Origin of the sequence: Collinsella aerofaciens (assembly GCF_025289055.1) — a bacterium.
GTDB lineage: Bacteria > Actinomycetota > Coriobacteriia > Coriobacteriales > Coriobacteriaceae > Collinsella.
On sequence record NZ_JAESIQ010000015.1, the window covers coordinates 54,194 to 67,647 of the forward strand.

The 13,454-nt window shown below is 59.2% G+C and carries 9 protein-coding genes; all 9 read right to left on the reverse strand.

Going from position 1 to position 13,454, the window contains the following annotated elements; all coding sequences use genetic code 11:
- Positions 1-410 precede the first annotated feature (410 nt).
- Positions 411-2,087: an Asp-tRNA(Asn)/Glu-tRNA(Gln) amidotransferase subunit GatB gene (gene gatB, locus JMJ97_RS05880; protein ID WP_260699497.1), complete on the reverse strand. Its 1,677-nt coding sequence runs from the start codon at positions 2,085-2,087 to the stop codon at positions 411-413.
- A complete protein-coding gene (gene gatA, locus JMJ97_RS05885; protein WP_260699498.1) occupies positions 2,087-3,601 on the reverse strand; it encodes an Asp-tRNA(Asn)/Glu-tRNA(Gln) amidotransferase subunit GatA in 1,515 nt (504 codons plus the stop codon). The genes gatB and gatA overlap by 1 nt, the downstream gene beginning before the upstream one ends.
- Entirely contained in the window at positions 3,601-3,912 is a 312-nt protein-coding gene (gene gatC / locus JMJ97_RS05890) for an Asp-tRNA(Asn)/Glu-tRNA(Gln) amidotransferase subunit GatC (protein WP_035136890.1), read from the reverse strand. Before gatC ends, gatA begins: the two co-directional genes overlap by 1 nt.
- 303 nt (positions 3,913-4,215) lie before the next feature.
- Positions 4,216-5,133, reverse strand: coding sequence for a class C sortase (locus JMJ97_RS05895; RefSeq protein WP_260699500.1), 918 nt, complete (start codon positions 5,131-5,133; stop codon positions 4,216-4,218).
- 131 nt (positions 5,134-5,264) lie between these two features.
- On the reverse strand, positions 5,265-6,038 hold the full coding sequence (locus tag JMJ97_RS05900; protein WP_260699501.1) for a hypothetical protein: 774 nt from the start codon (positions 6,036-6,038) through the stop codon (positions 5,265-5,267).
- Positions 6,020-6,988: a MarR family transcriptional regulator gene (locus tag JMJ97_RS05905; protein ID WP_260699502.1), complete on the reverse strand. Its 969-nt coding sequence runs from the start codon at positions 6,986-6,988 to the stop codon at positions 6,020-6,022. Before JMJ97_RS05905 ends, JMJ97_RS05900 begins: the two co-directional genes overlap by 19 nt.
- 690 nt (positions 6,989-7,678) lie before the next feature.
- Positions 7,679-9,424, reverse strand: a complete 1,746-nt coding sequence (locus tag JMJ97_RS05910; protein WP_260699503.1) for a SpaA isopeptide-forming pilin-related protein — start codon at positions 9,422-9,424, stop codon at positions 7,679-7,681.
- 114 nt (positions 9,425-9,538) lie between these two features.
- Positions 9,539-11,209 (reverse strand): SpaA isopeptide-forming pilin-related protein, encoded by a 1,671-nt coding sequence (locus JMJ97_RS05915; RefSeq protein WP_260699504.1) that lies wholly within the window; start codon positions 11,207-11,209, stop codon positions 9,539-9,541.
- The coding region (locus JMJ97_RS05920; protein ID WP_260699505.1) for a hypothetical protein at positions 11,202-13,454 on the reverse strand (2,253 nt) is incomplete at its 5' end. The genes JMJ97_RS05920 and JMJ97_RS05915, both read right to left, overlap by 8 nt.

The following is a 13,454-nucleotide window of genomic DNA, read 5'->3' on the forward strand; positions in this document are numbered from 1 at the left end:
GCTTCTCCCTTTTGCCGCATTGGACGCGGCACGGTGCCTCAGCACCCGAGTAAACAAGTTTGCTCGAGCACACTTTTGGAAAATAGTTTAGTTTATCTAACTATTGAGGTCAACAAAGGTTAACTTTTTGGAAATCTTGGGGCGCGATGTGACCAAAAGGACAGCCCCTTTGCCACCCGCACAAAAAAAATGAGGGCGCCAACGGCGCGCCCATTCACTCTATTCCATTCAGCCCCACCTGACCCGAACGGCCGAGTCGTTGCCAGAACCCGGGAGCCCCGGCAGGGCGGGTGCTTGCTCAAAATGAGTTCCGCACGCAAAGAAGGCCACTTAATGTGGCCTTCGTCTTGCGCAGGACTGTTCGAAATTTTGAGGAAGCACCCGCCCTGCCGGGGCTCCCGGGTTCCCGCTTACGAGAGCGACGTTCTCAGCAACTCGTTGAAGAGCTTCGGATTGCCCTTGCCGCGGCTCGCCTTCATGCACTGGCCCACCAAAAAGCCGATGACCTTCTGGTTGCCGTCACGATACTGCTGCGCCTGATCGGCACAGTTAGCCAGCACCTCGTCCACGATCGGCTGCAGCGCGCCGGCATCGCTCACCTGACGCATGCCGCGCTCGTCGACGATCTTGTTGGGGTCGTCGCCGGTCTGGGCCATGGCCTCAAAGACCTCGTGCGCCTGGTTGGAGCTGATGGCATCAGTCGCCAGCAACTTGGCAAGAGCCGCCACCTGAGCCGGCGCGATGCCGGACTCGGCCAGCGACACACCCGCGCCCTTAAGGTAGGCGATCATCTCGTTCACCAGCAGGTTTGCGACCGTCTGGGCCTCCTTGCCAGCCATACCGGCAGCGGCCGCCTCAAAGAACTCGGCAAACTCGGGGTCGCCGGCGATCTGCTCGGCATCGGCCGTCTTAATGCCAAAGTCAGTCTCAAAACGGGCACGCTTGGCATCGGGCAGCTCGGGGATCTCGCCTCGGCAACGGTCGATGAACTCATCGTCCAGATCGAACGGCGCCAAATCGGGGTCGGGGAACAGACGATAGTCGTCGGCCGTCTCCTTCACACGCATGACCACGGTGCGCTTGCGGCTGGGCTCCCAGTGGCGGGTCTCCTGATAGATGATGCCGCCCTCCTCGAGTACCTCGGCCTGGCGGCAAATCTCGTAGGCAAGGCCGTCGTGCAGGCTCTTAAATGAGTTGAGGTTCTTGAGCTCGGTCTTGGTGCCTAGCTTGGTCTCGCCACGGCGGCGCAGCGACACGTTGCCGTCGCAGCGCATGGAGCCCTTCTCCATGGAGCAGTCCGAAATACCCAGCGTCACGAAAATGCGACGGAGCTTTTCCATAAACAGACGCGCTTCCTCGGGCGTACGCAAATCGGGCTCGGTGACGAGCTCGATGAGCGGCGTGCCGCAGCGGTTGTAGTCGACGAGCGACTCGGCCGCGGCGGTGATGCGGCCCTCGGCACCGCCCACGTGCACCATCTTGGCAGCGTCCTCCTCCATGTGGATGCGCAGGATGCGGATGGGCACCGTGTAGGAACCGTCCTCGCGACGCTCGGGCATCTGCAGGCTGGACGCGTCATAGCTGGCCAGGTGGCCGGCGCGCTGGTTGCCCTCGCGCATGGTCGACGTCATGGACGTGGACAGGCCCTCGGCGTTGGCCGAAGCGCTCGCCAGGCTCTGAGCCTCGGCCTCGCCAAATGCGCAGTCGGGGCGCTCGGCGGCACCGCGACCGGTCACATCCAGATCCAGATGGCCGTACATGGCAAAGGCGACCGGACCTTGCGTGGTCTGGAAGTTCTTGGCCATATCGGGATAGAAGTAGTGCTTGCGGTAGAACATCGAGTGGCGCTGGATCTCGCAGTTGGTGGCGAGACCGGCCTTGACGATGCTCTCGATGGCGCGCTTATTGGGCACCGGCAGCGCGCCGGGCAGGCCCAGGCACACCGGGCACACGTTGGCGTTGGGCTCGTCATCGTGGCTGAGCTTGCAGTTGCAGAACATCTTGGTGTCGAGTGCGGTGAGCTCGGTGTGGATCTCCAGGCCGATCACGGCCTCCCAATCCTGCAGGACCTCGGAAAGCTCCTTCATTACAGCTCGCCTCCCTTCCCGGCAAAATCGGGCGCGACGGAAAGCGCGGGCGCACCCGTAGCGGCATCGGCAAAGCCGCGCTCCAGGGCGCGGGCAAACATAAGCAGCTGACGGTCCTTAAACGCCGGGCCAACCAGCTGGGCAGAAACGGGCAGCTTGCTGTCCTCGCCCAGGCCCAGCGGCACCGAGATACCACCGTTGCCGCAAATGTTGAGCGAGATGGTGTACAGGTCGGAGAGGTACATCTGCGTGGGGTCGCTGATCTCGCCAAACTTAAAGGCCGTGCGCGGCGAGGCGGGCATGAGGATGGTGTCCACCTTGGCATACGCGGCGTCGTAGTCCTGCGTGATGAGCGTGCGGGCCTTTTGCGCGGCGTAGTAGTACTTGTCGTACACGCCCGAGCTCAGCAGGTAGGCACCGAGCATCTGACGGCGCTTGGCCTCGGCGCCAAAGCCATGGGCGCGCGAAAGCGAGCTCTGGTCGGACAGGTTGGCGCAGCCCTCCTCCTGATAGCCGTAGCGAATGCCGTCGAAACGAGCCAAGTTGGAGAACGCCTCGGCCGGGCCGATGACGTAGTAGGCGGCGATAGCGGCATCCAGGTGCGGCAGGTCGACCTCGACCAGCTCGGCGCCCTGGTTCTGCAGCTCCTGGGCGGCGCGCTGAACAGCGGCCTTGACCTCGGGCATCAGGCCCTCGGCCTCCATAAACGCGGGGATGATGCCCACGCGCTTGCCCTCGATGCTGTCGTTGAGATGCTCGGTAAAGTCGACGGCGCAATCCTGGCTGGTGCAGTCGTACGGATCGTGGCCCGCGCCGGTAAGCGCGTTCATGGCCAGCGCGACATCCTCGACCGTGCGGCCAAAGGGGCCCACCTGGTCGAGCGACGAGCCAAAGGCAACCACGCCGTAACGGCTCACGGCGCCATACGTGGGCTTAAAGCCCACCACGCCGCACAGCGACGCCGGCTGGCGAATGGAGCCGCCGGTGTCCGAGCCCAGCGAGAGCGCGACCTCGCCCGCGGCGACGGCAGCAGCAGAGCCGCCCGAAGAGCCGCCGGGCACTCGCTCGGTATCCCAAGGGTTGTTGGTGCGATGGAACGCCGAGCTCTCGGTTGAGCTGCCAAAGGCAAACTCGTCCATGTTGGCCTTGCCCATAGGCAGGCAGCCGGCATCGAGCATGCGCTGGACGCAGGTAGCGGTGTAGACACTCTGGTAGTCCCCGAGCATGCGGGAAGCGCAGGTGGTGCGCGTGCCCACGAGGTTCATGTTGTCCTTGATGGCCAGCGGCACGCCCGCGAGCGGGGGCAGCGGCTTGCCTGCGGCACGGTCGGCATCCACGCGTGCAGCGGCCTCGAGCGCAAGCTCGGGCGCCACCTGCAGGAATGCCTGGACCCCGCCCTCGCGCGCCTCGATGGCAGCAAGGGAGGCCTGGGCCACCTCGGTAGCGGTAAAGTCACCGGCGGCAACGCCCGCGGCGATCTGGGCAGCGGTAAGGGAATCGAAGCTCTTCGCCATTACTCGCTCTCCCCCTCTCCCAAAATGGACGGCACGCGGAAGTAACGGTCGCGCGCGCTGCCGGCGTTCTCGAGCGCAACGTCGAGCGGCAGGTCGCGCTCGGGCTCGCGCAGGTCATCGCCCATCACGTTGGACAGGCTTCCGATGGGATGGAACGTGGGCTCCACGTCGGGCAAGTCATATTGCAAGACGGGCTCGAGCATCTGGACGGCGTCGTTCATGTAGGACGTCATCTGGGCGAGCTCGTCATCGGTCAGTGCGATCTTTGCGTACTCGGCGATGCCGCGCACGTCTTTCTCGCTGAGTGCCATAGGCGCTCCCTTCCGCATAACAGTTAAACCGCTCTAGTATACAAGGCAACGCCGCTTGGAGCAGATGCTTTACCCAAATGCAGCGAAAACGTAACGAGAGCGGCGGCTGACAGGCGGCGGGCTGGCGGTTTTGTAGCGAAAACCGCCAGCCCGCAACGAAAACCGTCTCGCCCACAACGAAAAGCATCACAACATTCGACGCTTTTCGTCCAAATCGCGATTTTCATCGAATGTTGTGATGGTTTGGAAGTCCCGACCACCACAAAGGTGCCTGTCCCCTTTGTGGTGGTTCTGGAGAATGTCCTATGCCGAGGCCTTGGCCTTGCGGCGCTTGCGGACCGCGTGGATCACGATGTCCAGCAGCAACAGCACAATGGCTACGACCACGATGAGCACGGCAAACTCGCGCTTGCCCCAGTGGCGACCGGCCAGCGATTTTTGCTTGTCGACGTCCTTCTTGCTGTACTTGGTGCGCACGCAATGCACCAGCAGGCGATGGTCGTTCACGCCGTAGGGCGTGCAGGTGACGAGCGTCACCTTGTCGGCGCCGGGCTCGATGGTTAGCGACTCCATCTCCTCGGGCAGCACCACCTCGGAGTCCACCATCTTGTAGGCGAGCGTCTTGTTCATGGTGTGCAGCAACACCAGGTCGCCGGGCTCCAGCGAGTGGATGTCGTCGAACATGCTCAGGTTGCGCATACCCGAGTGCGCGGTGAGCACGCAATGCGTCGAGGTGCCGCCCACCGGCAGGCTCGTGCCCTCCAGGTGGCCGACGCCCGCCATAAGAACTTCTTCGCTCGTGCCGTGGTAGATGGGCATACTCACGTCGATGGAAGGGATTTCGACCCAGCTCATCATGGGGTCGCGGTCAAAGATGAGCTGCTGAGCGTAGGGCTCGATCTGGTCGGCGGGAAGCTCGGTGGCCTCGCCCGCCAGCTGCTCGTTATAGGAGCGCGCCTGAAGCAGGATGCGCTCGCGCTCCTCGGCAGACAGCGCGTCCACGGTGCTGGACACCGTGCTGATCTGGTTGAACACGCCCGAGGCCTCGAGCCGGTCCAAGATCCACGGCCAGGTCATAAGGCCCACGCCAATAAGAATGATGACGATGGTGATGAGCCGGTCGGCCCAGCGCGGCAGTCGCTTGCGACGGCGCTTGGGCTTTGGTTGAGGTTTGGGCTGAGGGCTTGAGCCGCCGTTGTCCGCGGCGTTACTGCTCTTCATATGTTTGGCGCCCTGCACCATCGCCGGTCACTCCTCTACAACTCAAGTTGTCTAAACAAATAATAGCCGAATTGCGAGCCCCGCGCCGGATAACGCAGCCAGATTGCACCGTCCGGACCACGTAACCCCACTCAACCAATCAAGCCATATGTTGCTTTCATCGTCTCGAGCAACTGCACCATCGTTGCGCCCGCAACCCCGATCTGTTTCAGATTGACGTCGCCCACCTCACAATCTTTAACAAACGCAAGCATATCGTCCTTCAGTTCTCCGCGCAGGTCGACACCTTCCGACTCGCCAAGCAGCTGAGCAAGTCTCAGCGCATCGCGTTTATGCTTTTTTACCTTCCTCGAATCAACGTTCTCCCCCGCTTCCCTTCTAGCTTTTAGGTCGAGATACGCCTTCGCTTTGAACGGGACAATGTATTCCGTCCCCAGGACCGAAACGCCGCCTACGGTTCGAATTCCCTGAAGGAACAAGCTGTAGTAAGCATCGTCCAACAAAATTGCCGAAAGACTGCTTATGTTTTCATCAACGTGAATTGGCGCCACATCAATCCCCTCACGACCCTTTAGAAAGTCGGGGCACTTCGCGAAGAGTTCAATCATATGGGGGTAACCCGGCATCTTAGGCTCTGTAAACCGATAAAAACATGAGCCTTTGCCTTCGCCCCAGCCGCAGCGGTAACCGCCATCACGCACCAAAGTCCATATAGCTTCTGCCGTCTGAGGCAACCGGTCATCGGCGACAATTACAACATCAAAATCGTGAGTCATCCTAAACGGAAGTCCCGCCTCCGCGAGCAAAATGTCACATGCCGTGCCGCCGATAAGGGCATACGATCCTGCAGCTTTTTGCATATGCTGCTGAAATTCTTGGAGACCTTCTACAACGCTTCTTGCCATGGATATTCCTTTCCAAACATGCGATCGACTTCGAGCTGAATTCGCTCATCGTCGATGGCCGCCAAAGATAGCGCAAGCGAAATGTCGTCGACACGGGAGGAGCCGGCAAACACGGGCGCATAGCGCCACACTTGGATCATCGCCGTCTCGTTATCCGGCAACTCCCCGTCTGCGACTTCGAGGTCGCTCAGTTGACGCCATGTACTTCTTAAGACGGCCTTTTGTTCCATACCCGGCGCAGCGAGCATCGAACGCGCAGCGAGCGCCGTCTCCCCGGCGTCAACAAGATAGTCGACCTGCAGCGTCTTCCTTGCAAAAAAGACCTTCGAGACAGGCGAGGAGAGCTCTGCCATGTGCTCGCTGAGTAGAAGATCAACGGCGACAGGGAGCACAACGACACGTCGCTCGCAACGCTCGCGCCTCGCGAGCCCCCTGTCGACAAGCTCGGTTATGGCCTCACTCGCACGGCTTGCCGAGATCCCAAGCGCACGACAAAGGTCATAGGGACGATATGGCTCCTGGGCTGCTCCCCAGATTGCGGCAGCCTGCGCGTTGGGTGACATCTTGGTCGCGTGATTGCGAAACCGGGCACCGCCCCTCTCCGTGCAGGCTGTGCCCATAAATGGAAGAAAAGCCTGTCTACCTGGGCAGACAAAGGGAATCCCTTGTGCGACCAATGCTTTGCGCTGGCGTGCATCGGCATCAGGAAACGAAACGACAACAGGAGTCTCCGCGCGCAAGGCTAGCTGACTATAGACCCTCTTAGCCTCGGGAAGCCCGACGCCAGTAGGCAAACTTGCAAGCAAAAACGAAAAACCGTTTGCGTCAACAGCGCGGACCTCAATCGCCCGCAGATGCAGCGGCAAGCGTGCGGATCCAGGCCAATTTTTGGTCTTGGCAGAGAGGCCTAGTGCTTCTTGTAAGTAGATTAGCGCTTCGTTCATTTCCATCGTTTTCGTTTGATTCCATTTTTAATTGGAATTATACATAATTTTCGGAATTAACGAGATTCCTTTCGTGCGTAGGCCAGCATTTGAGTTTTCAAAATGTCCCGGATCGGCGGGGCGATTCGGGATACAATATCAATAGAAAACGACGCACCCCGCGTAAATGTTTGGGAGCGAGGGCGGCCTAGTTTTCAGCTTTTGTTAAATGCCCGGGATCCGACCCCCGGGCATTCTTATTTGCGCTTGTTGCGGCGCAAATGCCTTCTACCGTCCGCACCGCGCGTGCGCCTACGGACCTTAAACCGAACCTCATACGAGTCAAGAAACGTGATGACGAACGTGCCAACCGCCGCGAGGGCGGCGAGCGCGTTAAGGAATTTCAGCATTTGGGGACCTCCGATCGAGTCGTCGGCCGCCCGCGCACGGGATGCGTCGCAAGGGTATTTTACTGCGAGTGTAAGCACCCACAGCTGGTAAACGCAATAATTGCAAACATCTGTTCGCTTACCATACGCCCGATCCTACAAGCAACGGTGCCCCCGGCTGCCATGTCCAAAAAAAACGGGGCAGACTCCAGCGCGGAGCCTGCCCCGAAAAGAGGATGGCAAAGCAAGAACGTGGATGGACGAGAAAAGTGTCCGCAAGTCTCATGGCCATCACATCCCACCTGCCAAAGGGATGGGTGAGCGAGCGTTACTCCTGCTCGGACTCCTCAGCCTGCTTACGGCTGCGGATGAGATGCGCCACGCCAATGCACAGCACCGCGCCACCAGCGATCCAAGTGAAGGTCACACCGTTAAGACCGGTGAGAGGAAGGTTGGAGCCCTTCTTATCGGTGACGGTGAGGTGCACCATGCCGTTAGTGGCGTTAGCAGTAGTAACGAGATCTGAATTGTCTGCGTCTTCCACTGTAAGCTCAGGGTTGACCACATCAGTGTTGCTCTCAGTAAGGCTGCCACGCTTAATAGTGAACGTGATGCCTTTGTCGCCGTGAGAGTTATCGTAGCCAGGTGCGGGCGTGACCTCTGTGAGGACATAAGTGCCCTCATCGAGACCGACAACGTTAATCTTGCCGTTGGAATCCGTGGTAAGCTTGGCGTTCTCGGCGTTCGCCTGTTTTACACCGGTACGATCGATGAACTCATTCTCGAGTTCGCCCTCGTCGTTCTTCTCCTGCAGCTTGAACACAACACCGGAGAGCTTCTTAGGGGTTTCCTCATTACCAACCTTGGTGACGTCAATGCCGTAGGTGTAGTCGTAGGCCGGGTGGTCAACCGTAGTGCCAGTGCCGTTGTTGTCGTGCGGGTTGTTAGAGTAGGTCAGAGTGACGGTGTTCTTTTGACCTTTGCCGAGCATGTCGGCGCTAACCTTCGTGGGGTCAAGCCTTGCCTTATAGTTCACATAGACCTTTGATTTGTCGTCAACGTTAATGAGTGCGCCCGCGGTGTCATCTTCGTTTTTCGCATGGGCGTTTTTCAGATTTGAGAACGAAACCACAAGCTTGCCATCTGCATACTTTTTGCTGTAGCTATCAGGATGAACAACCTGATTGCCAATCTTGACCTCGACAACGGGATCATTGCCGTCAAGTTCGGGCACCATCGTAGTAGGCAGCTCATCTGTAAAGGTATAGCTGTACTCATTATAAGTATTGATGTTGCTGGCCACGGTACCTGCGAGCTGATACTCAACCAGCTGATCGGATGCAGAGTCCGCAACCCTATTGGGCGCCTCGAAGACATTTTTACTCTTATCAGTCACAAAGCTGCCATTATTGTCGTCCTTGACGGCCTTGGTCACATTGGGGACGCTCTTCTTGGGGGCTACATTAACGTCGGAGCCACCGACGATGGTGAAAATCGGCGAAGTGTACGCGTCAGTATTGCTGGTCTTACTGGGCGCATCGGTCACGAAAAGCCAGTAGCCTTGGTCCAGACTCTCAAAGTTACCCTTGTTGGGACCGCTCGGTTCTGTCCAGGTTAGATTCGAGTCCTCAAGTGCGGCAGCAATCTTATCCAACGTGGAGCCAGCGTCAACCTTGGCAGTCTGACCAACTTTATTACCGGCATAATCGTTAATGTACTTGACCCAAGCCTGAGCGCTTATAACCGTAGGAGCTCCATCGGCGCGAGTAAACGCACCGATCACAACTTTTTGAACATCAGGCGATGCCCAAGCAATGTCGGAAAGTGTCTTGTCGCCAGTCCAAACGCCCTCATCCTTATTCTGTGTGACCGTCGCCTTGAAAATCCGGATGCCCTTGAAAGATGTGCCGGCATATTCAGTGTCAGGGTCAGCGATAAGCACCTTGCCCTTCTCCGTAGCCACCGTTGGCACACCCTCAGCAAACGCCATGGTCACCGGGGCCATGACGCCGCCGAAGCTCAGCGCTGCTGTGAGGCCGGCGGTTACTGCCAGGCGTGCGATGTTCTTGCTCATGCTCATCTTCTTTTCCTCTGCTTTCTGCTTGAAGTTCATTTGATCTAAATCTGTCTGTCTGTGTCTTAGCATCTACTTCGTTACGTCTCGCCCCGCTCTCTGCGGGGCTGCCAGCTACTCTTTATGGCTGCCACCTCCCCGCTTGACCAGGAGCGCGACCACGATGAGCGCGGCTCCGGCGACCGCTGCGGCGGCCGCGGCGTACATTGCCATATCGCCAGTCGAGGGCATAAAGCCTCCGGTGGTAATGCTAGGGGGTGTGCCGGTGGGCGTGTTGATGAGCGACGCCTCCAGGCTGCCCGTCGACCCGTCCGAGCTGTCGGCGCGCAGGGGCGACTCGGCCGTGATGGTGAGTTTGGGCTTGGCGGCGGCCACCTGGTCGACGTCCAGGCCCTCGGCCTTGACCGTCACGGAGCGTGTGCCCTCAAAGGCGGTGTAGCCCTTGGGCGCCTTGAGCTCGCGGACCTCCAGCTTGCCCGAGTCCACGCCCGAGACGGTCACGCGGCCGTCCTCGCCCGTGGTGACGGTGGCCTTGCCCTCCGCATCCCACGTGCCGTCGGCCGCCAGCGCGCGGCCGCGGTCGTCGGCGATGCTCAGGACCGCCCCGGCAAGCGGCTTGTCTCCGTCGCTGCCGCGCTTGGTGAGCGCGAGATCCCAGGTGTAGGCGCACGCGTCATCGCTCGGCGTGCGGGTAAAGCTGGCGTCGCCGGACTGGTCGGCAAAGGGAGAGCGCGGGTAGCGCAGGTAGACCTCGTTGGGGTTGCCCTTCGCGATGCCGTGGCTGCACGCGCTGTTGAGCGGCGCGTTGTACACGGCGACCACGCGGGCGCCCGCGGTAAAGGCGTCGGCCCCGCCAAGCGCGGCGATCAGGTCGCCGGTGCGCACGGTGAAGGTCTTACCGTCGACCGCTACCTTGGTGGCGCACTGGGCCGTGATATCGGTCCAGCCCTTCGCGGGATCGGTGCCGGCGCGGCCGTCCTTGCCGGCCGAGACGGCGTCGAAGCCGCCGTCCGCGCCCGCCGCCACGTACACGCGCATGCTCGCGGCCACCTTGGAGGGGTCGAGCCCCGCGCTCATAGTGTCGATGAACTGCACCGCATAGGTGTCGTAGGCCGTAAGACCCGCCGGGACCGTGGCAGAGAGGCGCCAGTACAGGTCGTCGGCGACCGTGGCGTCGGCGGCCTTCTGCCATGCGGCGGTACTGTCCTCCAGCACATGCTTGGCGACCTTGGGGGTCGCCGCCTTGGGCTTGACGGTGACGGCGCTGCCGCCGACCAGGACCATGATCGGCGCGGTGCCGGCCTCGCCCTGGGCGATGGCGTCGTCGTCGGCGACGATGAGCCAGTAGCCGCAGGGCAGCTCGGCCGTCGTGCCCGCGTTAAGGGCCACAGACACGGCGCCAGAGCTCTGGAGGGAACGAGCGAGCTGTGCGCTCAGCGCGCTCGTAAGATGGGAATCGGTGTTGAGCCACTCGGCAGCTTCCCGCGCGGTGGTCTGGGATTTGGGCATACCGGCGCTGCGCAGCACGGGCAGCGCGGCGTCGCGCACGGCGTCGCTTGCCCAGGCGAGGTCGGTGGCGATCTTGGCGTCGCTGTCGCCGTCGACGACGTTGGCGCTAAAGATCTGGTAGGCGTCGAAGCTGCTCGCCACGGTGCCGCTCACCGTGATGGAACCGGTCGAGGTCGGCGCGGCCTGCGCGGAAGCGGGGAACACAACCGCGCAGGTGCCGATCAGGAGGGCAAGCAGCGCAAACAAGATCGGGAAGGAGCAAACTTTCTTATTCACGACGCCCACCTCCCTTCGCATTCGCCTTGCGACGAATGTGCATCCAGGCTGCAGCAGCGCAAAGCACCGCCGCGCCGGCAAGGTACGTCAGAGTGACGCCCGACATACCAGAAAGGGGCAAAGAGGTGGAGTAGGTGTTGGTGAAGGTGGGGGTAGTGTCGGGAAACTCGTGGTCCTTATTATCGGTGTCTTTCCACGTACCGCCGGGGTCAACGGTTCCCTTCCTGTAGGTAACCCTACATTTGATCTCTCCTTTTTTGTCGTCATACGTTGGCTCAACCGTGAACTTATAGACCGAGTGGTCGTACGTGTAGTGCGAGAACTGCGAACCGTCGGTTTTCTCGCGCACATAGTACGTAAAGGTCTTGAAAGAGCCACCCGTGGAGCCACCCGGGTCGTCGGGATTATTCCTGATATCAGAAAGCGAGTACTTGAGCTCAACCGTCTCATTGTTTTCGTCCATGAACGGAAGCGTCTGCGTTTTCTCAGAACCAGAGGTCACGGCAGTACCGATCATGTTTTTAAATTCGCTGTCTTTCGCAAGTTGAAGCGTAAACGCCTTCATCTCGCCACCCTCAACGACCTTAGTCGCCTTAGGAGTCCAGGAGAAGGGGGGCACGATTTTGTTGGTAAAGGTCGGGTTGTCGCTTCTGTTACCGATAGTCACCGTGGCCTCCGTTCCATCCTCCGATGGCGCGAAGGAATAACCACTGCGATCAAGCTGCGCGAAGTCATTATCCGTCTCGGCCTTTTTAAAGACGGCCACACTCTCTACCTTGTAATAGTTGATAGGAAACGTCATGAGGGATTCAGTCTTGTATGGACTACCGCCAACAGTTACCTCTATCTTGTAAATTGTCTTATCGAATTTGATGTCTAATTCGTTTTGGCCGCTGATGGGTTCCTCAACGAGATAGAAAACGTATTGCCCTGAAGAATAGTCCTTGCCAGAGTCGAAGGTGATACTGCCGTTTGATTGATCAACAGTCGCCTCACCCGCACCACTGCAATCGCCCATATCTAATGTGCCGTCATCTTTCCAAGAAGGTGCCTTGGTACCGTTAACCTCCTGGCGCAGCAGCTGAAACTTGTACTCGTGCCCATTAAGGCTTTGCTTGTCTCCCCGTGCATCCACAAGCGCCTTAGTGGCGTGGAGTTTCATGCTCGGGTAAACCCTCAGATCATTGACTTCGCCGACGATGAGATCGCCGTTGGTCATGATGCCGCCACCGTGGGTGTAGGAATAGTTACCGCTGATGATGGTCGTAGCCTCTGCCTGCGCCTTTCCCTTGGCATAGGGTGTCGGATCAGCCTCAAGGCCGAACATCCACTTAGCCTCGGCACCGCCATTTGGGTCGATGGTAACCGGATTTCCGTCGCAAGTGCCCCGCCAACCAGCCGATTTGCCGCCCAGCATCTTGCCAAGAACGACAGCGATTGTCTTATCCGCGCCATTCTTATTACGTACCAAGAAGAAATCCTTATGGCCGGATTTTTGGAAGTCAGGAGTAACGTAATTTACTTCATCGTGGTCTTCATTTTTGCCGTGGCCGCCAGCGGAATAATGATATGCTGTCAGTTTATTGCCATATTGATCAACGTTATCTTTGTTGTCATAGATAGCAGCGCCTTTTGAGTGCGAAACGATTGTCTTGCCCGTAGGACAAGCACCGATGCCACCGCCCCAGCCACCGGCCTTATTATTAGTAATCAGCGTCTTGGCGATATTGAGCGTACCGCCTTCCTGAACAAAGACACCACCGCCACCCCAGTCGCCACCGCGGTTGTCGTTGCTGCCCGTCATGGTCTTGTTGTTGGTGATGTAAATCCTGTTTGATGCATTTTCCGCATTAATTTCGCCGATGGTACCGCCAGAAATACGGAGGCCACCGCCCTCGGCATTATCGGACTTATTGCCCGCAATAAAACCGCTGGACATGGTGAATTCAACTCCCTGCCCGTAGAAGCCAGCGTAGATTCCACCGCCGGCCTCATGGGAGTAATTAGCAGTAACGGAGCCACCCGTCATGGTCAGTATTGCCCCGTTCGTGGATGCGATGCCGCCGCCACCGAGGAGACCATTGTTGTAAAGGTCTTTATTATCGATGCGAGCTTCAGCTCGGTTGTTAGTTATGCAGGCAGAGCCGCTAATGGTTACGGTTGCAAGCATGGTATAAACACCGCCACCGTAGTGAACTGCCTCCCATTTCTTGGACATGAGAAATGGGAGGCTTTTTATGCGTGT

Coding starts and splice junctions, on each gene's coding strand:
- JMJ97_RS05900 (WP_260699501.1), bottom strand. CDS start 6,038: ATGGCAAGAAGCGTTGTAGAAGGTCTCCAAGAATTTCAGCAGCATATG.
- JMJ97_RS05895 (WP_260699500.1), bottom strand. CDS start 5,133: ATGAAGAGCAGTAACGCCGCGGACAACGGCGGCTCAAGCCCTCAGCCC.
- JMJ97_RS05910 (WP_260699503.1), bottom strand. CDS start 9,424: ATGAGCAAGAACATCGCACGCCTGGCAGTAACCGCCGGCCTCACAGCA.
- gatB (WP_260699497.1), bottom strand. CDS start 2,087: ATGAAGGAGCTTTCCGAGGTCCTGCAGGATTGGGAGGCCGTGATCGGC.
- JMJ97_RS05905 (WP_260699502.1), bottom strand. CDS start 6,988: ATGGAAATGAACGAAGCGCTAATCTACTTACAAGAAGCACTAGGCCTC.
- gatA (WP_260699498.1), bottom strand. CDS start 3,601: ATGGCGAAGAGCTTCGATTCCCTTACCGCTGCCCAGATCGCCGCGGGC.
- gatC (WP_035136890.1), bottom strand. CDS start 3,912: ATGGCACTCAGCGAGAAAGACGTGCGCGGCATCGCCGAGTACGCAAAG.